Consider the following 24073-nt stretch of genomic DNA (forward strand, 5'->3'; position numbering starts at 1 on the left):
TAAACAGGGAAAAGGGTATTATTATCAAAGAAATTTAGTGAATTGACCAGAATTTATCAGGCGGAAATGGAGAAGAAAATGTATAAGGTGTTAATAGTAGAGGATGAAAAGGTAATTGCAGATACACTTGCGGCTCATCTTAACAAGTGGGGATATGAGGCGGTATGTGTTACTGATTTTCAGAATGTGTTAGAGGAGTTTGAAAGAGAAAAGCCCCATATTGTTCTTATGGATATAGGGTTGCCCTTTTTTAATGGGTATCACTGGTGTACCCAGATTAGAGCTCAGTCTAAGGTGCCTGTTATATTTCTATCTTCAATGTCGGACAATATGAATATTGTTATGGCCATTAATATGGGCGGTGACGATTTTATTACGAAGCCCTATGACCTTAATGTGGTTGTGGCAAAGGTGCAGGCACTTCTTAGAAGAACCTATGATTTTACTGACAATACAAGCACAATTGAGCATAATGGCGGGGTGTTGAATTTAAATGACCAGACATTTATGTATAATAATAATAAGGTTGAACTTACTAAGAATGAATACAGGATATTGCAGTGTCTTCTTGAAAATGTAGGTAAGGTTGTAAGCCGTGACAGTATTATGGAAAAACTCTGGGAGGATGAAGCATTTGTTGATGATAATACACTTACTGTCAATGTTACCAGACTTAGAAGAAAGCTTGAGGATGCAGGGGTCAGCGATTATATTAGAACAAAAAAAGGAGTGGGATATATTATTTCATGAAAAATGTGGTGTTATATCTAAAAAGCAGAATAAAGGTTATAGTGATGCTTGTGGTAATTGCGATTGTGCAGTTTGTAGTGTTTTATCTTTATTCGGTGCCAGTGGCACCTGTTATATATTCATTGGAATTGCTGTCCTTTATGCTGGCTGTGGCAGTTGTTTTTGATTATATGGCATTTTACAGAAGGCATAAGGCGCTTAAGCACAGCCTTTTGTGTGATGAGATTTTTCAGGTTGAATTATATGATACTTCTGATGCAATAGAGGATGATTATCAGCAGCTTCTTACAAAGGTGCTTACGCAGAAGTATCAGGCTAATGAGCTTAGAGAGAAATCGATGGCAGACCTAAGAGATTACTATGCTATCTGGGCACATCAGATTAAGACACCTATATCGGCAATAGATGTACTGCTTCAGGCAGAGAATGAACCGGATAAAATTGACTTAAAGGAGCTTAAAAGGCAGCTTTTTAATATTGATTTCTACGTGGATGCTGTTATGAATTACCTAAGGCTTGAGGATATGTCCTCTGATTATGTATTTGAGGACTGTCAGGTTGAAAAAATTGTGCGAAAGGCAGTTAAAAAATTCGCGGCACAGTTCATAGGTAAGAAGATATCAATTGAGCTTAACAACCTTGATACAAATGTAAAAACAGATGAGAAGTGGCTTGGCTTTATAATAGAGCAGCTTATTTCCAATGCGGTTAAATACACCAGAAATGGCGGAAAAATCAGCATATATATGAAGGAAACCTTCAATAGTGCTGATAGAATTCTGGTTATTGAGGATAACGGAATAGGGATTACTAAGGAAGATATTCCAAGAATCTTTGAGCGAGGATACACGGGCTACAATGGAAGAATGAGTAAAAAATCATCGGGAATCGGTCTGTACCTTTGCAGGAAAGCAGCAGATAAGCTGGGGATTTCTATTGCAATAGAGTCAAAACTGGATAAGGGAACTAAGGTGCTTCTGGATATGACGCAGAAGTATATCTCACATGAGTAAGTTTAATAGATTCTTGTAAGATGATTTTTAATATAATACGTTGTGCAAGCTATACAATTTACGTTATTAAATATTTATCTTACAAAAATGTAAGAAAAACGTAAGCTGCTTAAATGGCAGGGAATGCAAACTCCGCGTATACTTGGCATTGTAAGAAATGTTAGATGTTTGAAACACAAGGAGGATTGTATGGCATTATTAGATGTAAGAAATTTGAAAAAGGTATACACAACAAGGTTAGGTTCTAATCAGGTTCAGGCGCTTTCTAACGTGAATTTCAGCGTTGAGCAGGGCGAGTATGTGGCTATTATGGGAGAGTCTGGTTCAGGAAAGACTACGCTTCTTAATATACTGGCGTCGCTCGACAGGCCTACAGGTGGTGAGGTTATTCTTAATGGCAAGAATACAGTGGATATTAAAGAAAAGGAATTATCAGCATTTAGAAGAAAGAACCTTGGCTTTGTATTCCAGGATTTTAATTTGTTAGATACATTTTCACTGCAGGACAATATATTCCTTCCGCTGGTGTTGTCAGGGGAGAAGTATGATAGCATGCAAGAGAAGCTTAAGCCAATTGCAAAGGAGCTGGGAATTGAGTCTATATTAGGAAAGTTCCCATATGAGGTGTCAGGTGGACAGAAGCAGAGGGCAGCGGTTGCGAGAGCTCTTATTACTAACCCTCAGATTATTCTGGCAGATGAGCCCACAGGAGCGCTGGATTCAAAGTCTACAGACCAGCTTTTAGAGCTGTTTAGCAAGATTAACGGACGTGGTCAGACAATACTTATGGTAACTCATAGCACTAAGGCTGCAAGCAAGGCGGGCAGAGTGTTATTTATCAAGGATGGAGAGGTGTTCCATCAGATATACAAGGCATCAATGACAGACGAGGAAATGTACACTAAGATTTCTGATACACTGACTGTTTTGGCAACAGGAGGTGAGAGCCTTGAGTAAAGCATTTTATCCTAAAATGGCGCTGTCTAATATAAATAAGAACAGACAGACTTATTTTCCATACATTATAACCTGCATCCTTACTATTATGATGTATTTTATGATGGGCTCAATACTTCATAATGAGAATGTAAGAAATATGAATCACGGTGATATGGTTATTGTGCTCCTGAATATTGGTATGTGGGTTACGATGATTTTCGCAGTTGTATTTCTTTTTTATACCAACAGCTTCTTAATTAAGAGAAGACAAAAGGAAATTGGACTTTATAACATTCTTGGAATGGAAAAAAGGCATATTGCAAAGATGATGTTTTATGAGACATTATTTACAGCAGTGGTAAGTATAGGCATTGGAATGCTTATGGGTATGCTATTTGGAAAGCTGATGTTTCTTTTACTGATTAAGCTTATTGGCTCTAGCGAAATTCCGGCGTTTCAGATTCCAAGTGAAGCAGTAGTTAATACTCTTGTCACAATGGCATTAGTATTTTTTGCAATTTTACTTTATAACCTGGCAAGAATTCATCTTACGAAGCCGATTGAACTTATTCACGGTGGACAGATTGGTGAAAAGGAGCCAAAGACAAAGATACTTCTTACAATAATTGGCGTTCTTACTATGGGCGCAGGCTACACATTTGCACTGACAGCAAAAACCCCATTTCAGGCTATGAATAATTTCCTTGTTGCGGTTATTCTTGTTATTGTGGGCACCTATTGTCTGTTTACAGCAGGAAGCATTGCATTTATTAAGCTTCTTAGAAAAAACAAAAAGTTTTATTACCAGACAAAGCATTTTACAAGTGTATCTGGAATGCTTTACAGAATGAAGCAAAATGCAGTTGGGCTGGCCAATATATGTATTCTTTCAACTATGGTTTTAATCAGCGTATCAACTACGGTGTCTATGTATCTTGGTATGGAGGATACACTGAATACGGCTTGCCCTAATGAGATTAACCTGAGTGCTTCATTCTACGGCGAGAAGGATACTGATATGGTTGAAAATGTTGTTGATGAGATGGCAAAAAAATATGGTGCAACCACATCTAATTACTCAGGTGTTTCTTCTATTACATTATTTTGCAATGCTAGTAGTGAGAGCGGTGAGTTTCAGGTGTTAAAGCAATCTAATATGTCAGGTGCGTATATGGATAATCTGTCGGGTTGTTTGTGTATGACGGTTGATGATTTTAATAAGTTGGAGAAGAGTAACTATAAGCTTAATGAAGGTCAGGTTATTGTTTATAAAAATAATGGCTATAAAGCTGCTAATGTAAGGCTGTCAATCGATGATGAAACAAGTACATTTAAGGTGGCAAAGGTTATTACAAAGTTAGAAAATGCACATCTTGGAATTGAAAATACTGAACAGCTTGTCCCTTGTTATGTATTCATAGTAGACAGTGAGAAGACTTTGGAGAAAATCGTTGATGCAATGCAGAGTGGTAACGTGGTTGAGAAAAGAAAAGCTGCAACCTACGATTATGTAGTTCAGTTTGATACTAATCTTACAAAAGAACAGAGTATTGCAATGAGTAGAGAACTGGATGCCCTTGACCTTGAAGGGGTTAGGATAGTTTCAGACAACAGATATGAGATGGCTGAGGAATTTCATCAGATGTATGGAGGCTTCCTGTTTATAGGAATGTTTGTAGGTTCATTATTCTTAATGGCAACTGTACTCATAATCTATTACAAGCAGATATCAGAAGGCTATGAAGATAAGGCAAGATTTGAAATCATGCAGAAGGTTGGCATGAGCAGAGCAGAAGTTAAAAAGACAATAAGAAGCCAGGTGCTTATGGTATTCTTTATTCCTCTTATAATGGCAGCAATTCATATTGTTGTATCATTTAGAATTATTAAGATGATTCTTTCAATGCTTAATCTTGGAAATGTAAATCTGTTTATGTGGTGTACTCTTGGAACGGTTCTTGTGTTCTGTGTAATATATGCTATCGTATTCGCCATTACAGAAAGGGCATATTACAAGATTGTCAGCATAGGTAATAAATAAAGACTTATGTGGTGTTAGAAATATAAATTGTCAAATTGTTTGAAAAAAATTTGAAAAACCTTAATTTCCAGCCCGAGATAGCCCTAAAGGCATCTCAGGCTGGAAATTTACATGTTATTGGCACCTTGAATCTGTGCTTCCGTCATACATATATCACGTTCTTTCGCAAATCAACGTCTTTTTCTTCTGGCTGTTCTTAAATAATAATTCCCGTACAGACATCATAACTTCATGATAGAGAAGAATAATTATATCGCCATACCTGACTGCAAAATAGTATTCCGTTAACATTTGGTCACACCTCTTCAGATTTACTGTGCAGGTACTGCATGATTTCTTCATAACTTCGTCCGCTCTGTGCTATATGCATAAATACTGGGATTGTTTGAAAGTGAGTTAGACACTTTTTCTGTACTCTATGCCATAAATCGCTAGAAAATGTAATTCAATTACAGTATTATTATAAACAACAGATACAGACAGATTCAGGAATGGAGATTACTATGGCAGATTCACAAAAAGGAAAGATTGATATGACTACAGGTCATATAATGAAAAATATTATACTGTTTGCGATACCGATTATTATTGGAAATGTTTTGCAGCAGTTATATACTACGGTTGATGCACTTGTAATAGGCAAATATTGTGGAGATACATCTTTAGCTGCGGTAGGAACGAGTTCACAGCCGGTTGAAGTATTATTATGTGTTTTTTTAGGAATAGGAACAGGTGTGTCTATTCTTATTTCACAATATACCGGAGCAAGGGAATCGGGAAAGGTTGTTTCAGTATGTGGAACTTCAATAACACTTATATATATTGTAGGTATTCCGATTGGAATTCTTGGATGGTTTGCAGCACCATATATTCTGGAATTCATGAAAGTGCCGCAGGATGTGTGGAATGCCGCATTAATATATACGAGGGTTGTGTTCTTAGGTACACTTGGTAATCTGGGTTATAATATGAATGCTGGTATTTTAAGAGGACTTGGAGACAGCAAGGCTTCATTATGGTTTCTGGTTGTGTCCTGTGTTTCTAATATAGTATTTGATTTATTGTTTGTTGCAGGGTTTGGAATGGATGTAGCCGGAGCAGCACTTTCTACAAGTATTGCTATGTTCATTTCATGGATTGTAAGTATTGTTTATATAAGAAAGAAGTTTCCGGAGATACAGTTTACATATTTGCCTAGAAGATTTTCTGGAACAATGATGAAAGCTATTCTGGCTATTGGCTTGCCCGTTGGACTTAACAATTCTCTTTATTCATTAGGACATGTTGCATTACAGACATTTAATAACTCGCAGGGTGCTATATTTATGGCTGGAGGTGCAGTAGCAGGAAGAATTACAGGATGCGCTAACATAGCAATTACAGGATTATCTTCGGCGGCCACTACATTTTCAGGACAGAATTATGGTGCTAAGAAATATTCAAGAATTAAAGAGGGACACTGGAGAATTCCATTGTGTTCAGGTCTGATTACATTAAGTTTTGGATTGCTTTTTATAATGATACATAAACCTATAATCCGTTTCTTCTCGTCAGATGAAATGGTATTGATGTATGCTAGCAGACATGTTGTTGTCATGTTACTTTCACAGTGGTTTTATGCTATCTTTAACTGTATAATATCTATTGTAAACGGAACTGGAAAGGTGCGTTATACTACAATTGTCAACATTCTTATGCTTTGGGCAGTCAGAATTCCAAGTGCCTATATTATTAGCAGATACTTTGATGGAACATGGGTAATGTTGTGCTTCCCAATCTCTTTCAGCTTTGGAATGTTTGCAATGATAGGTTATTATCTGTTCTCACCGGCATGGAAGGAAGTTATGAGAATGGCGGAAAAGAAACAAAATGAAGGTGAGAAGAATCTGGCGTAAGTAAGATTGCAGGCTTGCGAAAAGAGTGCAATAAGATTGATGAAAAAATTAAAGACCAGCAAATCATCAACATACAACTATATATAATAACTTTGATATAAAGAAGCAGAGCAAGTGCTAAGGCAACGAAAACCTTTCAGTACTTGCTCTTATTTTATCACTAATGCTTACATAAAAATCATTACACAAAATAGAGTAAAGATTTTGTGAGTTGAATAAGAAAAAATGATTGACATAACAGAATAATCTGTCTATAATCGTTCTAAAAAGAACGATAGTAAAGGAGGTCAGGATGTATTTCTGGGATAAGCATAAAACAATCACAAGCTATTATGAATTACTTTCAGGAGAAGTGTGCGACAGGTATGAATTAACGCAGATGGAATATGATATACTTATGTTTCTTCATAATAATCCACAGCATAATACAGCAGCAGACATAGTAAAGATTAGAAAATCAACAAAATCCCACGTTTCAACATCACTAAAGAATCTTGAAAATAAAGGTCTTGTTGAACGAATACAAAGTAAGGATAATAAAAAGCATATTGAGATTGTTTTATTAGATAAGGCGGAGGTAATTGTAAAAGCAGGAATAAACGCACAGAAACAGTTTGCTAAGGATGTTTTAAGTGGCTTAACAGAAGAAGAAAAGCATATGTGTATAGATGTGTTTGATAAGATCTGCAATAATGCAGAAAAATATTTAAAAGAGTATAGGGAGCAGAACTAGTAATGAAGCAGAACAATTATAAACCACAGCTTCCAGATGTTATGGAAGCAATATTTGATGCAGCATATCTTATATTTGATCTTATTGCTGCAATATTATTTTTTATATATTCAAATGGGGATATGTTATTTATTCTTTATGGAATATTAACATTAACACTTTGCGGAGGAGATGCATTTCATCTTGTGCCAAGAATTATCAGAGCAGTATGTGGAAGTAGTGATAAGATAAAGAAACAGCTAGGAATTGGATTGCAGATATCTTCTATTACAATGACAGCTTTTTATATTATTTTGATGTATATCTGGAAATTTACATTTCCAGGGTTTACAATACCAGTAATAATTGAGGTTATAATATGGATATCAGCAATTGTTAGAATTGTAATATGTATGTTCCCACAGAATAATTGGTGTACAGATGAGGGAAATATGAAATTATCCGTTATCAGAAATTCAGTCTTTGCAGTTACAGGTATAGGAGTAATTATTCTATATTTGATTTCAGGAAATGCTTATGGATATCATCTGACAAGGATGGCAGCAGCAATTATTATTTCATTTGGATGCTATATACCAGTAACCTTATTCAGCAAAACTAAACCAAAGGTTGGACTTTTAATGATTCCGAAAACTTGTGCATATATGTGGATTATAGCTATGGGACTTAAGCTTTTGTTTTAGAATTATGTGGAGCAGCTCTGAGGCATCACTAAGCGGTAGAATTTACGTTCATTGTTCATATTATTACAATTATAAATATAACAAAATATTATCATATGGAGGCATAACATTATGATGGAAATTAAAAAGTTTGTAGAGCTTATGACTGGAGAATTTGATAACAAAGAACAGTTTATGGAAATGAAGGAGGCTGGTAAAAGCTTTCCGTATGCACAACATATAAACACAGTCTGCAATGATAAAATAAAAAATATTCCAGAGGATTTTAACGGAGTATTTGTTGTAGAGGAAAGTTATTATGAAACAGATGGAAAACGTCATGCGTCACCACATTTATTTCTGATTACAGATAGTAACGCTGGAGTTATACTTTCTTCTTATGAAATTCCTGCAGGAGAAGACAAGAATACATTTTCTTATAACTCAATGAAGAGTGTAGATTATAGTGAACTTAAAAAATCTGAGAAGTTTACGCCAGCATTATATAAGGAAAATAATGGAAGCTGGGAGGGAGGAAGCGTAAGCCAGTTTACACCAGTTATGATATTCAGATTATGGGAGCGTTTTTCAGAAGCTTGTCTTGAGGTATCAGAAAGCATGGAGGTGAATGGAAAGAGAACCTTCGGATATGATGTTCCTATTATTTATAAGAGAGTATAGAACAATTGGACTGCCAGCCGGATTATCCTGCTGGCAATTAACTGGCAGTGGTGCAAGGTAGTGTAGAGTTATATAATAAGCATATTATTTTATATTAAGTGTACTACATATGAAACTAAAGCTTGGGTGCTTTCTGTTTCATATGTAGTTATTCTGTAAGTTCCTTCATAAGTGAGTGTACAGTTGTAATTTTATTTATCCGGCCAACATTGTCACCACAGAAGATTAAGCCATTATCCACATCTCCCTTTACAGCATTTATAAGAGCTTTTGTAATACAATATGGAACCTTTGCAGGGTTACATTTTTCAAGACAATTGTAGCATTTGGAAATAGGAATTCTTGAATTGTCAAGTTGTTTAATAAATGCATTGCGAAGTGCTCTTCCAGGCATTCCGACAGGACTTTGGATAATCTGAACATCTTCTTGTCTGGCATTGATATAAGCCTGTTTATAAGCAGGTGATGCATCACATTCTTTAGTAGCAACGAATCTGCTTGCTATCTGCACTCCATCAGCTCCAAGGTTAATTGCATGAATAATATCCTGTTTATCGAATATTCCACCTGCAACAATAACAGGTATTTTTTTTGAGTATTTATCTTCATATTCTTTTTTACATTCTATAATATTAGTTATTTCATTATCGAAATCAAGTGAAGCTGTATTGTTCAGCTGTTCATTAGAAAATCCGAGGTGTCCGCCAGCCTTTGGTCCTTCTATTACGATAAAATCAGCGGTTCGGTCATACTTATGTGACCACATTTTTAATATAAGCTGTGCAGCTCTTTTTGATGATATGATAGGAGCTATCTTAGTCTGACAGGCTTTGTCTACAAGTGCTGGTAAATCTATCGGAAGACCAGCACCGCTGATAATTATATCGGCACCTGCTGCAACAGCTGCTTTTACATGTTCTTTATAATGTTTAAGTGCAACCATAATATTTACGCCAACAAGTCCATTACCACCGGCAATTTCTTTAGCTTTGCGGATATGCTTCTTTATTGCTGCTAAATTGCAGCCGGCCTGATCATATTCAAATGCATCATCATCATAACCAATCTGGGCAGTTGAAATAATTCCGACTCCCCCCTCCTTTGCTACTGCACCTGCAAGACCGCTTAAGCTGACACCAACACCCATGCCACCTTGAATAATTGGAATTCTTGCTGTTTTATTACCAATATGTAATTCGGGAAGCTTATATTTATTTGTACTAAGATTCATATTAAACCAATCCTCATTTCTATGTATATATTGTTGGAGTATACAAGAATTATTGAACCATTATCACAATGTTTTGATACTCAAACTATTGTGATAATAATACATCGTGGCAGAGATGTCAAGATTTTATTATTAACAATACTTCTTGATATAGTATTTAAAACTATGAAGATTAATAAAATTCACTATAAAGTATCAAAAATACCATTCAACTCCAAAATCCAACCGAATACCGAAGGGTTATATATCTTTTAAATGGCTGGATTACGGTAGATAAAATACTCACATTTACGATTATTTTTGTTGCTATTTTTGTTATAATATGGTTATGTATCTATATACCAATAAGAATTAAAATAGCCAGGATTAATAAAATATTTAGTAAGTAATGTATACACAGATATAAAATGCCTGGCACATAATAGAAGAAAGGAAGCCTGTTACAATTACATTATTATAATATATTTAGATATGTTGGATATATTAGATATGCGGATATATTGATATGTTGTATACATTAAAAGTGTTAGATATATTTGCTCGATTATATTAGTGATAATTAATAAGACAGGCTGTATAAAAGACTATGGACAAAGTTAAGAAGCATACAATACGTGTCAGGTATGTAATATTATCTGTGATAGGTTTTGTTCTTGCTGTGATAATAGGAATAGTTACGATTGCACTTGTAAGCTACAAAAAGCAGCCGAAGCTTACAGATGGTGAGAAACAGGAATTAGATAACACGGATCTTTTAAAACGCCAGACTAGTCCTGAGAGAGCCAAGATAATAGAGGATAATAATGATGCGTTAAAAGAACGTATAAGAATGATTAGCCAGGCAAAGGAAGAAATAATACTTTCAACCTTTGATTTCAGGTCTGATGATAGTGGAAAGCTTATATTAGGTGCACTTATTGATGCGGCAGACAGGGGAGTATCGGTTAATGTTATAGTTGATGGAGTGTCAGGTTTTCTTAGAATGAGGGGCAATGCGTATTTTGAGGCACTTGCGGCTATGCCAGAGGCAACAGTTAAGATATATAACAAGGTCAATCCGTTAAAGTCTTATAAGTCAATGGGAAGACTGCACGACAAATATATAGTTATAGACAGGCAGAATTATATTCTTGGTGGACGTAATACATTTAATTATTTCCTTGGAGATAATGAGGGACATAAGAATTATGACAGAGATGTGTTAGTATATTGTGCCAAGACAGATGAGAACAGTTCGGTCAACCAGCTTATAGACTATTATGACAGCGTGTGGAACTATAAGGAGAGCAAGACTCTTTTATCAAGCAGTAAGACTTCTTATAAAGAAAAGATAGCTGCAAAGGACAAGGTTAAGACAGCAAAAGATGAGCTTTTAGCAGGTTATGAGGCATATTGTGCTGATAATCAGGAGTTCGTAGACAATACAGATTATGCCAGTGAGACAGTGGAGGTCAACAGCATAGCACTTCTTAGCAATCCGATAGATTACAAGGTAAAGAAGCCGGTTGTGTGGTATCAGCTTGTAAGGCTTATGAAATCGGCAGATGCTAAGGTGAAGATACATACACCTTATATAATATGTAACGATTATATGTATGAAGGACTTACTGAGGTATGTGATAAGGTAGAAAATGTATCTTTGATGACTAATTCTATTGGTAATAATGGTAATCCATTTGGCTCGGCAGATTATTATGTTAATAAAGATAAAATACTTAATACCGGGCTTGAAGTATGGGAGTACGAGGGCGGATATTCTTATCATGGAAAGTCAATACTTATAGATGATAATATATCGGTCATTGGCTCATTTAATGTGGATATGCGAAGCGTCTATCTGGATACGGAGCTTATGCTTGTAATTGACAGCAGGGAGATTAACAGCCAGTTAAATGAAGCTATGGAGTCATATGAGCATATAGCAAGAAAGGCTGATGCAGATGGAAGTTACGACAATCCATATGATGTAGAACCTGTGGAGCTTACGCCATACAGGGAAAAGAGAATGAAGCTTATCAAGAACTTTATATTGTGGACGAGATATCTATTTTAAAATACAGACATATTTATAATGCAAGATATGGAGATTAACTATGAAGATGACAACTCTGTGTTATATTGAGAAAGATAACAACTATCTGATGTTACATAGAACCAAGAAAGAAAATGATATCAATAAGGGTAAGTGGATTGGTGTTGGAGGTCACGCAGAGGGCTGTGAGACACCAGAGGAATGTCTTTTAAGGGAAGCGAAGGAAGAGACAGGACTTACACTTACAGCATATCGTTTCAGGGGGCTTATAACATTTATAAGTGATGAATGTGAGCCTGAGCTTATGTGTCTGTTTACCGCGAATGACTATGACGGTGAGGTAAGCATATGTGATGAAGGCGACCTTTGCTGGGTTAGTAAAGATAAAATATTAGAGCTTCCAACGTGGGAGGGTGATGCTGTATTTTTAAAGCTTCTGCTTAGTGATGAACAGAGATTTTTTACAATAAAGTTAAGATATGAGGGTGATAAGCTCATTGAAAAAAATGTACAGTTTTATTAAGAAAATGTATACATATGCCGATATACATTAAGCTACGGAGAGCACATTTATTCAATGGATTGATTGCTGTTGGATAAGTGTGTTTTTTTATGCAGATTTATTTTACTTACCACTTGGACCGTACAGGAAAGTGGAGCGGCTGTGACTGACTGAACAGCGGCAGAAAGGAGAAAAATGGATATTAGTACACAGACATTCAGAGAAAGCTATACTGATTATTACAATCAGAAGATACTTGCTAATGAAAATGCTGATGAGAATGACTGGCGCAGTATGTCTGATAAGCAGTGGGACAAAATGCTTGACGGAATAGACGACTACGTTGATGATTTCAAGGAGAACTTAAAGAGGCTTAAGGAGATGCAGGATAAGGCGGCAGATAGAGCGGCGGCTGGTGCAAGGTCAGATATGAGGGCTAATGCGGCGGCAAGTGCGGCACTTAGGACAGCGGCATATGGTTTTGTGTCACAGACAGTAGCAGGTGATGATACATCTGATAAGGCTGATTATGAGCTTACAGATGGACTTTTTCCAAGTGACCCTGAAGAAACTAAGGCTGTGAATATGTCTAAGACACAGGAAGCACTTCTTACAGGTAATACAAGTGCGGGAATATCTGGTACAGAGAGTACAAGGGAAACTGCAAGCACAAGTGATGATGATGAAAATGTAACGTGGTATATAACAGTATTTTCAGAGCAGGGCATTTCCTGTGCTTCATTTGATAAAGACGGCAATAAGACAGAACTTTGGGATATTCCGTATAATAACAGCAGTGATTATAAGAAGGTATTAGATTTCTTAGACAGATTTGAGAAGGATGCTAACCTGAAATTTTCCAGTGATAAGCAGTTCTGGGTAGATTTTCTTGCTGGAAATATTGATGTGGACAAGATAGTTAAAGAATACAGCGGTGATTAATATGCTTGAGGTAAAGGAATTACAATATTTTGTCGTGTGTGCAGATCTTTCGTCTTTCAGTAGAGCGGCAGAAGTATTGTATACAACACAGCCCAATGTCAGTAAGGTTATAAGAAGTCTTGAGGAGAAGCTTGGCTTTGAAGTATTTGAAAGGGATAACAGGGGCATTAAGCTTACAAGGCGTGGCAGGCAGGCGTATGAATATGCTGGAAAGATATTAGAGCAGGAACGCCAGCTTGCGCAGATTTATAAGATTGATGACAGGGAAGAATTCAGCATATCAAGCAATCCCAGTTCGTGGGTGGCACGGTGCTTTACAGATTATTACATCAAATATTCTGATGAGAATGTCAGATATAATATAATGGAGGGAAGTGTCAACAGCGTTATTGAGCGTGTTGGAACGGGGCTTGATGAATTAGGCTTTATATTCTTTATGGATAACCAGCTGCAGCAGATTGAGTATAAGCTTAAAAAGCATAATCTTCAATTTGTTAAGCTTAAGGATAATGAGGCTTATTTATATTATGGCAATAATGAAGCACCTAAGGATAAAGATGTTGAGAGTTATCTTAAAGATAAAATGCTTGTTCAGTGCTACGAAGATGAGTTTGCCCTTAATCATTATTGGGATAATATAAGAAAAGATGATGAGGAATTTAACAAACACGTTGCTGTTATTACTAATAGTGATTATGTTATGAATTATATGCTGAAATATTCCAGGCTGTGTAATATAAGCAGCAGCCATTTCAGCAAACAGCCTAATTTTGATGGTATTCCATTATATGATGACACAAGGAAAGTGTTATTTGGATATATCAAAAAATGTGACGAAGCAGTAAGTAGGATTGGCGAGCAATTCTTAGCATTTGTAAGGGAGGAATTAAAGAAATAAATATCTGATAGTGAAGCTGTAATATATACAGCGTGATTATTTAAGTAGATTTAATTAATATAGGTATAACAGAATGGAATGACACGATTAAAAAATAATTGTGCCATTCCATTTTTATTGTTATACTAATCAGACAATATAAGACTATTAGAAAAGGTATTTATGAAGAAGTTTATAATAAAGCGTCTGGTACAGCTTATTCCTATTATTATAGGCATTACACTGCTGTCTTTTCTGCTTGTAAATGTAAGCAATACAGATGCAATAGATATGTTAGAGGCTAACAGGGGAACGGCTATATCAGAAGAACAGAAGAATGAATTAAGAGAAGAACTGGGGCTTGACCAGCCAGTCATTGTCAGATATGTTGTGTGGCTTAAGGGCGTTATTACAGGCAATATGGGTAATTCCTATATATCAGGAAAGCCCGTGTTTGCAACATTTATATCAAAGCTTCCAGCGACTATATATTTATGTGTGGTTTCAATATTATTGACACTTATAATATCATTGCCACTTGGAATTATTGCGGCAGTTAATAAGAACCGGTGTATCGATTATATTATCAGGTTATTAAGTTTCTTAGGCAATTCAATGCCTAATTTTTTTGCCGCCATAATGCTTATATACATATTTGCACTGAAGCTTAATTTACTGCCGGTTATGGGAATGAATGCAGGAATTAAAAGCGTGATACTGCCAGCAGTTACCCTCGCAATAGCAATGTCGTCAAGATATATAAGACAGATAAGGACGGCTGTGATTAATGAATTACAGAAGGATTATGTGCAGAGTGCTATAGCAAGAGGTGTTGGCAGATTAAAGATAATTACAGGAAGCGTACTTAAATCAAGCCTGCTTACAATCATAACACTGCTCGCATTATCAATAGGTTCACTGCTTGGTGGAACAGCTATTGTTGAGAGCATATTTATGTGGGACGGAGTAGGGAAAATGGCGATAGATGCAATTACGATGAGAGATTATCCGGTTATACAGGCATATGTGATATGGATGGCAATTATATATGTAGTTATTAATCTTATAACAGATATAGTATACCATTATCTCAATCCAAGGATACGTCTGGGAGATTGTTATGAAGATTAAGAAAAGAACAGAAAATGTCAATAATAACAGACAGCGGTTGATATTCAGAGGGAAAATTAATAAAAGCAATACAAGCTTAATTATATGGCTTATATTTGCATTATTAATAGTGCTTATAGCGGTATTGGCAGATGTGATTGTTCCATATGATCCTTATGAGCAGGATTTGTCAGCCGCACTTATGCCGCCAGATAGTCATCATCTGTTAGGAACTGACCAGTATGGGCGTGATATGTTATCACGCGTCATTAAAGGAGCAGGAATATCGTTGTCATCATCATTTGCACTTGTTGTGATTATAACGTTAACAGGCTGTATTGCCGGAATAATAAGTGGTTATTACGGTGGAATTATAGACAGCATTATAATGAGGCTGTCAGATATATTTCTTGCATTTCCGGGGCTGGTATTTGCAATTGCGGTTGCAAGCGTAATGTCAGGAGGGTTAGTAAGTGCTGTTATTGCACTTGCACTAATATCGTGGCCCAAGTATGCAAGAATAGCAAGGGCAGAGGTGCTTGCCATAAAGAATGAGCCATATATACAGGTGGCAAGGATGTCAGGACTTAATACCATAAGAATATTAATAAAGCATATTATACCTAATATTGCAGATATGATTATAGTAACAGCGGTTCTTGATATTGGAAATATGATGATGGAGATTGCTGGGTTGTCATTCTTAGGGCTTGGAGCAGAACCTCCGCTTGCAGAGTGGGGACTTATGGTAAGTCAAGGCAGGAGCTTTATGCAGACAGCACCATGGGTTGTTATAGCACCGGGTCTGGCAATATTTATTACTGTACTTGTGTTTAATATGTTAGGAGATACTTTAAGTGATATTACAGGCAGACAATAAGGAAAAATTGAATAAAAAGGACATAGATAGTGTTAACAGCACTCAGTTAAATATCAGTGGTTTATCTGTAAGCTATTCTGACAGCACAGTATTGGAAAATGTAACGTTACAGCTTAAAAAAGGTGAGATATTAGGGATTGCAGGTGAATCAGGAAGCGGAAAAAGTACACTTATTAAAGCAATAATAGGACTTTTTCCTAAGGAGGGGCATATAGACGGTGGTGTAATAGAATATAACGGAGTGGATATAACTGGTAATGAAAAGTGTCTGAAAAGTTTAAGAGGCAGTAACATAGGTATGATATTTCAGAATACCGAGAGAGCAATGTGTCCGGTAAGAACAATAAAGAGCCAGCTTTATGAGAGCATTTTCAGTAATGAAGCCGTAAAAGATAAAAGAAAGGCAAAGCGTATAATTGATGAGAAAGCAGTTCATATGCTTGAACAGATGAATATTAAAAATGCTATCAAGGTTCTTAACAGTTATCCGTTTGAGTTATCAGGTGGAATGAACCAGAGAGTTGGAATTATGATGGCTATGCTTATGAAGCCTGATTTGCTGCTTGCAGATGAGCCGACAAGTGCATTGGATGTTATAGCACAGAGGCAGGTTGTGGATATCTTTAAAGACATAAAATGCAGTGGAGATACTTCAATGATTATCGTGTCGCACAATATAAATGTTGTTAGGGAGCTTGCTGATAAAATAATTGTTATGAAATCTGGCAGGATTGTAGAATACGAAGATACAGAGATAATTATGAATTATCCAAAGCAAGAATATACGAAACAGCTTATATCGGCTGTTCCAGTGTTAAGACGGGAGTGTGCTGATGAGTACAATATTAGAGCTTAATAATATTAAAAAGGCGTATGATGTGAAAATGGCTGTAGATATAGACAAGCTGGTTATAGAAGAGGGCGACTGTGTAGGACTTGTTGGGGAAAGCGGTTGCGGAAAAAGCACGCTTGCTGGAATTATAACGAATACAGTTAAGTTATACAGTGGTTCAGTAATCTTTAAAGGTGAAGATATAAGTAGATTCAATGCCCGTAAAATGAGGGATATTTATAAGAATATGCAGATGATTTATCAGTCACCTGTGGCTTCATTTGATCCTGAATATACATTAGGAAAAAGTGTTGCCGAAGCATTAAGAAATAATAAGAGTGATAATCTTGTGTCGGAATTGTTTATAAGTGTTGGACTTTCAGCGGAATATGTTAATAAATATCCAGGACAGGTGAGCGGTGGCGAGTGCCAGAGAGCGGCAATAGCGAGGGCATTGGCTGTGAAGCCGGAGTTTCTTATATGTGATGAAGCTACAAGTGCACTTGATGTTACAGTGCAGAGTCAGATAATTGCACTTATTAAGCAGTTGCAGCAAAGCAGGAAAATGACAGTATTATTCATAAGCCACGATATTGCACTGGTAAGCCAGATATGCAGTAAGACAGCTGTTATGAAGGACGGGAAAATAATAGAGTATTCAGACACAGATAATATTATCAACAGGCCGGAAAAGGAATATACAAGGCTTCTTATAAAGTCGGTACTTTAAATATAAGAAATATATAAGATGAGGTATATAAATTATGAACAGATTAAAGATAAATAAAATGAAGAACAACAGGGTATGCATATATAAATTAAAAGAAATTATAATGAAGAATAACAGAACCAGAATAGATAAATTAGATGAAAGCAGAATGAATATAGATAGATTAAAGCAGAATATAATAAAATTAGCAGGAATTATACTTGTAATAGCAGCTGTATCAGGTATTGCAGGCTGTGGGAAAAGTACAGCTTCCACAGAGAAAGTATTCTACTATGGAGATACAACCTTTAACGCAGAAAATGATGAGACAGATGTCAACCCACATAACGGATATTCAGGCTGGGCGTGCATAAGATATGGCGTTGGAGAGACTCTTTTTAAATATTCGGATACAATGGAATTAGAGCCATGGCTTGCTGAAAGCTATGAGAATGTAGATGAGCTTACTTGGAAGATTAATTTAAAAGATGGAATTACATTTACAAGTGGAAGAAAGCTTGATGGTGAGGCTGTTAAAGAATGTATAGAACATCTTGTTGCGGTGCATAAAAGAGCAGCAGGGGATTTGAATATAGAGAGGGTTGAGGCAGAAGCTGATACAGTCATAATAACAACAGCCAGGCCTGTGCCAGCACTTATTAATTATCTTTCTGACCCTTATGGCTGTATTATTGATATGCAGGCAGGAATTACTGATGAGGGTAATGTATCAGCGACAGGACCTTATATAGCCGAGGAGATTGTGACAGACTCAGGACTTACACTTGTTAAGAATCAGAATTACTGGAATGGAGAGCCTAGGCTTGATAAAATAATTGTTAAGACGATAAGTGATGGTGATACTCTTACAATGGCATTGCAGTCAGGTGAACTTAATGCGGCTTATGGTCTGCCATATTCAAGTCTTTCGCTGTTTAATAACAGCAATTATACAATATCATCAAGTGAAACTTCACGTTCGTTTTTTGCACAGATGAATTATGCTAATGTCAATTTGCAGGACAGTAATGTAAGAGCTGCAATTGCTATGGCAATTAATAAGAAAGATTTTACTAATGTATTATTAAAAGGTAATGGAACGTTGGCAGAAGGACCATTTCCAAAAGATTATACATTTGGTGACAGCTATGTTAAAGCCGCAGAGTATAATATTGATAATGCCAGACATTTATTAGCACAGTCGGGCTGGAAGGATACAGATGGTGATGGATATGTTGAAAAAAATGGAGAAAAGCTTACATTGAGGTGGCTTACATATCCAAGCAGACAGGAGCTTCCTTTGCTTGCAGAAAATGTTCAGGCATCATTAAAGCAGATAGGAATAGAGGTTAAGATTAACTGTACGGCTAATCATCTTGATTATGTTAAAAAAGGTGAGTGGGATATATATGCAAGTGCCTTTGTGTGTGCACCAACAGGTGATCCTGAATATTTCTTTACAACACACTGTCTTAAGAATTCGTCAAAGAACCGTGGTGGTTATTATAATGAACAGCTTGAACAGCTTGAAGAACAGCTCAGTACTACATTTGATACAGAAGGCAGGGAACAGCTTGGAATAAAGATGACACAGACAATACTGGACGACAATGCTTTTATATTTGCATCGCATCTTAAAATGTCAATTGTTTCAGGGAAAGGTGTGAGCGGTTTAACTGCACACCCATCAGATTATTATGAGATAACGGCAGAGCTGGATATGCAGTAATATGCCTATAAGAAATATGTAACGGATTATGAAAGAAAATAGATTATGATACAGGATAAAAATAATATAGAAGAAAAAGTTGTAGACTACTGGACTAAGCGTGTGGCAGATTTTTCAGATGTCAGGGAGAATGAGCTTGACAGTGAGTTAAGCCGTGAATGGGTTGATAACATTATGCAATATATAAGTCCGCTTATAGATAATGGACAGAATGTAAGGGTGCTTGATGTTGGAACAGGTGTTGGATATTTTGCGATACTTCTTTATGGCAAAGGACTTCAGGTTACGGGAATAGATTTAACACCGGATATGATAGAAAGGGCTGAAGTTCTGGCTGACAGATATGGGGCAGATGTTAATTTCAAGGTTATGGATGCTATGAATCTGGAATATGAAGACGAAAGCTTCGATGTTGTTATAACAAGGAATCTTACATGGACACTTCCAGATGTGGATAAAGCCTATAAGGAATGGCACAGAGTGTTAAAAAAAGGCGGCGTGCTGTTAAATTATGATGCGAATTATGCCAATATGAAGAATCTGGATGCAACGCTTATTGATGATGATAAGAAAGAAGAACCATACGGACACCAGGGAATGACCTATGCACTTGAAGCAGAAAATGCGTATATCACGAAAGCAATGGATATAGGAAGACACCAAAGACCTGAGTATGATATAGCTTTATTAGAAAAATATGGATTTAGTAATTGCAGTGCAGACAAAGCCATAGGTAAGAAATTATTGAAAGAAAAGGACATCAAAGAAGCACCAATGTTTCTTATAACTGCATATAGATAAATTATCTATTGCAATCTGCATAAGAACGTGGTATATAATTCATAAGTGAAATTTTTACAATTATTATATTAATATATCTGCTATGTTAATAGCGTCAACAGAATACAAGATTGGCAAAGGCGTCTAATTCCAATGAATTAGGCGCCTTTTCTGTATGTATTTTTTACTATGGCAATGGTGAAAGGAGAGAAAAGTTATGAAGAAGAAGTTATTATCGTTAATGGTTGTAATGTCACTTGTGGTTTCAATGACATTAGGAGTTACAGGTTGTGGAAGTAAGAGTTCCGATTCAGACAAGAAAGTATTGAAGGTAGCATTTGAATGTGCATATGCACCTTACAATTGGACACAGGAATCACCAGAGGTTGGTAATGGCAAGCAGGCAGTAAAGATTAAAAATGCAGATGGATATGCATATGGATATGAAGTTGAGCTTGCACAGAGAATAGCAGATGAAATGGGCTATGAATTAGAGGTATACAAGATTGAATGGAGTTCAATACTTATGGGACTTCAGGATGGATCATATGATGCAGTAATGACTGGTGTATGCTACAGTCCTGAAAGAGATGAGACATATGATTTTTCAACACCTTATTATAAAAGACAGATTGTTGGTGTTGTAAGAGCAGATAGTGAATATGCTAATTATACTAAGCTTTCACAGTTTGCGGGTAAGAATACTAAGTTAACAACACAGATTGCAACTAACTATGTACCTTACAAGGACGAAGTACCTGGCGGTGTAATTGCAACAGACTATGAAACATCATCAGAATGTTTTCTTGCAGTACAGAATAAGACAGCCGATATGGTTATCCTTGATTACACAACATCAATATCAGCACTTTCAACTATGAATAATTTAAAGATGCTCAATCTTGATTTCACAGAGCCAGAGGGTGCATCGAATGACTGCTGTATAGTATTCAGGGAAGGTGATCCAATGAGAGATACAGTTCAGGAAGCACTTGATAAGCTTAACTGGAATGACAAGGCTGAATTTGATAAGTTAATGGATGAAATGGTTAAGTTACAGCCATCATCTAACTAAATAAGACTAAAGTAATAGTTGATAATTAATCTGACAAAGTACTACATAATAGTTTAACCTTATAAAAATAATAAAAGTCCACAGACTTTCCTGTCAAAGGCGGCAGGACCTTACAGGGGAAGTCTGTGGCTTTTTTATGTAACAGGAAATTCCGATAGAATCCCCTATTACATAAAATGCACTATGTGCCTATAATGCACACTCGCACGAAGATATAGTTTGACGCAAATGACCGTGCCCGGTGCGGGAATGTGCTTTGCACATTCCTTTTTATAATTAAATGTATGGGAGGTAAAGGTATGTATAGTTCAATAGTGGCATTAGCGGCCAATACGCCAGGTGCTGATGGAACACTGTTCCAATGGAGCTGGTTTATATTTAATAAATACTCAACACTATTTTTAAAAGCTACCTGGGTAACACTTTATGTGTCACTTATAGGTACAATATTAGGATTTATTCTTGGTTTTGCAGTAGGAATAATCAATACAGTACAGATACATAAAGAAGACAATATAGTAAAGAAGATCCTGATAAGAATATTAAAGATAATTGTAGTTGTATATGTTGAAATATTCAGGGATACCCCAATGATTGTTCAGGGAATGGTTATTTACTATGGCTTAAGACAGAATGACATAATGATAACTTCAATTATTGCAGGTATTCTTGTTACAACACTTAATACCGGAGCTTATATGGGTGAAACAGTAAGAGCAGGTATTAAGTCAGTAGATGCAGGACAGGAGGAAGGAGCACTCGCTATGGGAATGTCACATTTCAAGGCAATGCTTTACATAATCGTTCCACAGGCATTAAAGAATGTAATACCTGAGATGTGTAATACATTTGTTAATAATTTGAAGATGACATCAGTATTAAACGTTATTGGTGTATCGGAGCTGTTCCTTATGGCAAAGACAGCAGGTGGTGCATATTACAAATATTTTGAATCATATATCGTAATTTCAATCATTTATTTTGTTTTATGTTTTGTATTTAACAGAATATTTGCGGTTGTTGAAAAGAAGTTACAGGGACGAAGCGATTATGAGCTTGCAACTGAATTCCTTGATAATGAGTGATAAGCAGGCAGGAATGGAGGTTATTATGGCAGAGTCAATTATTAAAGTAGAAAATCTCGTAAAGTCATTTGGTGACCACGAAGTATTAAAAAAGATAGATTTTGAAATATCAAAGGGTGAGGTTGTATGTATTATAGGCTCTTCAGGTTCAGGCAAATCAACATTGTTACGTTGTATTAACCACCTTGAAACACCTACAGGTGGCAAAATATTATTTCATGGGGAAGAGGTTAAGAATACACAAAGCTCACTTTCCAAATACCGGTCACAGGTTGGAATGGTGTTCCAGTCATTTAACCTGTTTAATAATATGACGGTATTAAAGAACTGTATGTTTGGTGTACAGAAGATACTTCATCTTAGCAAGGAAGAAGCTAAACTTAGGGCTATAAAGCATTTAAGAGAGGTTGGAATGGCAGCATATATCAATGCCAAGCCGGCACAGTTATCAGGTGGACAGAAACAGAGAGTTGCCATTGCAAGAGGTCTTTGTATGAATCCGGAGGTACTTTTATTTGACGAACCTACCTCAGCACTTGACCCAGAGATGGTAGGAGAAGTCCTTAATGTTATGAAAGAGTTAGCAGATGAGGGACTTACAATGATAATTGTAACACACGAGATGGAATTTGCAAAAAATGTATCAACAAGAACAATATTTATGGATAACGGATATGTTGTTGAGGACGAAAGTCCGGATATATTATTTACTAATCCTAAGAATGAACGAACAAGAACATTCTTAACAAGATATATGGAAAGCGGCGTAAAGAAGGGTGCTTAATAATGGTAATTTAAGTAACAGCGAAATATAAGTAATAGTGGAATATATGTAACAAAGTGAGCAGGCACTAACTTGACTTGCACAGGAAACGCGTGCAGAAAAGAGGATTATTATGGATAATTTGGTTATTACAGTAGCAAGAGGCTTTGGCAGCTGTGGAAAAAGAATTGCCAAGCAGATAGCAGATGATTTGGGAATACATTGTTATGAGAACAGAATACTTATGCTTGCCTCTCAGATGAGCGGACTTGATGAGGAAGTATTTGCAGAGGTTAATGAGAAATTGAGAAGCCAGAATGTATTTTCGGCATTTCTTAAAGGACTTCCAATGCAGCGTTCTCCTAAAGTAGAGGACAGGAAGTTTGTATCAGATGAGAAGTTATTTGAGTACCAGAAACAGATTATAGAACAGCTTGCCGATACAGAAAGTTGTGTGATTGTCGGAAAATGTGCTGACTGGATATTAAAGGACAGACCTAATGTTATAAGCCTTTATATTGAAGCACCACGAAGATTTACACTTAAAGAGATTATGAACAGAATGGGTGTTAATGAAGCCACAGCGGCAAGGTCAATTACACAGACAGATAAATACCGTGCAGAATATTATGAACATTATACAGGAGGCAACTACTGGACTAACCCAGTGAACTATGATCTTACTATAAATACGGAAAGAGTGGGATTTGAGGGTGCTGTAAAGCTTGTTGAAGATTATATAAAGATAAAATATCCAGATTTTAATATAAAATGCACTAATACAGGAAGCACACAGGAAGCTTAATAAAAAG

General features: G+C 36.3%; 25 protein-coding genes. 23 read left to right on the forward strand and 2 right to left on the reverse strand.

Annotated features, from left to right (window positions below; all coding sequences use genetic code 11):
* Positions 1–78: 78 nt before the first annotated feature.
* The 4 genes from C7390_RS12980 to C7390_RS12995 all read left to right on the forward strand — a co-directional run bounded on the left by C7390_RS12980 (position 79) and on the right by C7390_RS12995 (position 4743).
* Entirely contained in the window at positions 79–750 is a 672-nt protein-coding gene (locus C7390_RS12980; protein WP_055176599.1) for a response regulator transcription factor, read from the forward strand.
* A complete protein-coding gene (locus tag C7390_RS12985; protein ID WP_055176597.1) occupies positions 747–1763 on the forward strand; it encodes a sensor histidine kinase in 1017 nt (338 codons plus the stop codon). Before C7390_RS12980 ends, C7390_RS12985 begins: the two co-directional genes overlap by 4 nt.
* Before the next feature lie 189 nt (positions 1764–1952).
* Entirely contained in the window at positions 1953–2720 is a 768-nt protein-coding gene (locus C7390_RS12990) for an ABC transporter ATP-binding protein (protein WP_055176594.1), read from the forward strand.
* Positions 2713–4743 (forward strand): ABC transporter permease, encoded by a 2031-nt coding sequence (locus C7390_RS12995; protein WP_055176590.1) that lies wholly within the window; start codon positions 2713–2715, stop codon positions 4741–4743. Before C7390_RS12990 ends, C7390_RS12995 begins: the two co-directional genes overlap by 8 nt.
* 153 nt (positions 4744–4896) lie before the next feature.
* On the opposite strand, the gene C7390_RS13815 is transcribed toward C7390_RS12995, so the two are convergent.
* Positions 4897–5034 carry a hypothetical protein gene (locus C7390_RS13815; RefSeq protein ID WP_156333760.1) on the reverse strand — a complete coding sequence of 46 codons (138 nt, stop codon included), beginning with the start codon at positions 5032–5034 and terminating at the stop codon, positions 4897–4899.
* 212 nt (positions 5035–5246) lie between these two features.
* Here C7390_RS13815 and C7390_RS13000 point away from each other — a divergent pair, with 212 nt between their 5' ends.
* The 4 genes from C7390_RS13000 to C7390_RS13015 all read left to right on the forward strand — a co-directional run bounded on the left by C7390_RS13000 (position 5247) and on the right by C7390_RS13015 (position 8714).
* A complete protein-coding gene (locus C7390_RS13000) occupies positions 5247–6638 on the forward strand; it encodes an MATE family efflux transporter (RefSeq protein ID WP_022501366.1) in 1392 nt (463 codons plus the stop codon).
* 292 nt (positions 6639–6930) lie between these two features.
* A complete protein-coding gene (locus tag C7390_RS13005; RefSeq protein ID WP_055176584.1) occupies positions 6931–7371 on the forward strand; it encodes a MarR family winged helix-turn-helix transcriptional regulator in 441 nt (146 codons plus the stop codon).
* Between the two features lie 2 nt (positions 7372–7373).
* The gene (locus C7390_RS13010; protein WP_116444314.1) at positions 7374–8054 is read left to right on the forward strand and encodes a hypothetical protein; all 681 of its coding nucleotides are present in this window, start codon (positions 7374–7376) and stop codon (positions 8052–8054) included.
* A 111-nt stretch (positions 8055–8165) separates the two neighbouring features.
* On the forward strand, positions 8166–8714 hold the full coding sequence (locus tag C7390_RS13015) for a hypothetical protein (protein ID WP_116444315.1): 549 nt from the start codon (positions 8166–8168) through the stop codon (positions 8712–8714).
* 148 nt (positions 8715–8862) lie between these two features.
* On the opposite strand, the gene C7390_RS13020 is transcribed toward C7390_RS13015, so the two are convergent.
* A complete protein-coding gene (locus C7390_RS13020; protein ID WP_116444316.1) occupies positions 8863–9945 on the reverse strand; it encodes an NAD(P)H-dependent flavin oxidoreductase in 1083 nt (360 codons plus the stop codon).
* A 242-nt stretch (positions 9946–10187) separates the two neighbouring features.
* Here C7390_RS13020 and C7390_RS13945 point away from each other — a divergent pair, with 242 nt between their 5' ends.
* The 15 genes from C7390_RS13945 (at position 10188) to C7390_RS13095 (ending at position 24066) form a co-directional block, all read left to right on the forward strand.
* Complete coding sequence (locus C7390_RS13945) at positions 10188–10334, forward strand: DUF3021 family protein (protein ID WP_456362888.1); 147 nt, start codon at positions 10188–10190, stop codon at positions 10332–10334.
* A 197-nt stretch (positions 10335–10531) separates the two neighbouring features.
* Positions 10532–11998 carry a phospholipase D-like domain-containing protein gene (locus C7390_RS13030; protein ID WP_055176577.1) on the forward strand — a complete coding sequence of 489 codons (1467 nt, stop codon included), beginning with the start codon at positions 10532–10534 and terminating at the stop codon, positions 11996–11998.
* A 40-nt stretch (positions 11999–12038) separates the two neighbouring features.
* Entirely contained in the window at positions 12039–12500 is a 462-nt protein-coding gene (locus C7390_RS13035) for an NUDIX hydrolase (protein ID WP_055176574.1), read from the forward strand.
* Positions 12501–12674: 174 nt separating this feature from the next.
* Positions 12675–13421: a hypothetical protein gene (locus C7390_RS13040; protein ID WP_055176571.1), complete on the forward strand. Its 747-nt coding sequence runs from the start codon at positions 12675–12677 to the stop codon at positions 13419–13421.
* Position 13422: 1 nt separating this feature from the next.
* Positions 13423–14319, forward strand: coding sequence for a LysR family transcriptional regulator (locus C7390_RS13045; protein WP_116444317.1), 897 nt, complete (start codon positions 13423–13425; stop codon positions 14317–14319).
* Between the two features lie 162 nt (positions 14320–14481).
* Entirely contained in the window at positions 14482–15429 is a 948-nt protein-coding gene (gene nikB / locus C7390_RS13050; protein WP_116444318.1) for a nickel ABC transporter permease, read from the forward strand.
* A complete protein-coding gene (nikC, locus tag C7390_RS13055) occupies positions 15419–16288 on the forward strand; it encodes a nickel transporter permease (protein ID WP_022501356.1) in 870 nt (289 codons plus the stop codon). The genes nikB and nikC overlap by 11 nt, the downstream gene beginning before the upstream one ends.
* Positions 16266–17144, forward strand: a complete 879-nt coding sequence (locus C7390_RS13060; RefSeq protein ID WP_318295702.1) for an ABC transporter ATP-binding protein — start codon at positions 16266–16268, stop codon at positions 17142–17144. Before nikC ends, C7390_RS13060 begins: the two co-directional genes overlap by 23 nt.
* Positions 17122–17850, forward strand: coding sequence for an ABC transporter ATP-binding protein (locus tag C7390_RS13065; RefSeq protein WP_116444319.1), 729 nt, complete (start codon positions 17122–17124; stop codon positions 17848–17850). The genes C7390_RS13060 and C7390_RS13065 overlap by 23 nt, the downstream gene beginning before the upstream one ends.
* 34 nt (positions 17851–17884) lie before the next feature.
* Positions 17885–19558 (forward strand): ABC transporter substrate-binding protein, encoded by a 1674-nt coding sequence (locus tag C7390_RS13070; protein WP_318295703.1) that lies wholly within the window; start codon positions 17885–17887, stop codon positions 19556–19558.
* Between the two features lie 45 nt (positions 19559–19603).
* Positions 19604–20359 carry a class I SAM-dependent methyltransferase gene (locus tag C7390_RS13075; protein ID WP_090140763.1) on the forward strand — a complete coding sequence of 252 codons (756 nt, stop codon included), beginning with the start codon at positions 19604–19606 and terminating at the stop codon, positions 20357–20359.
* Between the two features lie 196 nt (positions 20360–20555).
* On the forward strand, positions 20556–21413 hold the full coding sequence (locus C7390_RS13080; RefSeq protein ID WP_116444320.1) for a transporter substrate-binding domain-containing protein: 858 nt from the start codon (positions 20556–20558) through the stop codon (positions 21411–21413).
* A gap of 299 nt (positions 21414–21712) precedes the next feature.
* The gene (locus C7390_RS13085; protein WP_022501350.1) at positions 21713–22498 is read left to right on the forward strand and encodes an amino acid ABC transporter permease; all 786 of its coding nucleotides are present in this window, start codon (positions 21713–21715) and stop codon (positions 22496–22498) included.
* A 25-nt stretch (positions 22499–22523) separates the two neighbouring features.
* Positions 22524–23282, forward strand: coding sequence for an amino acid ABC transporter ATP-binding protein (locus C7390_RS13090; RefSeq protein ID WP_022501349.1), 759 nt, complete (start codon positions 22524–22526; stop codon positions 23280–23282).
* Positions 23283–23394: 112 nt separating this feature from the next.
* Positions 23395–24066, forward strand: coding sequence for a cytidylate kinase-like family protein (locus C7390_RS13095; RefSeq protein ID WP_090140766.1), 672 nt, complete (start codon positions 23395–23397; stop codon positions 24064–24066).
* Positions 24067–24073 lie beyond the last annotated feature (7 nt).

It is taken from the genome of Bacteroides galacturonicus (genome assembly GCF_003096855.1).
Classification (GTDB): domain Bacteria; phylum Bacillota; class Clostridia; order Lachnospirales; family Lachnospiraceae; genus Lachnospira; species Lachnospira rogosae.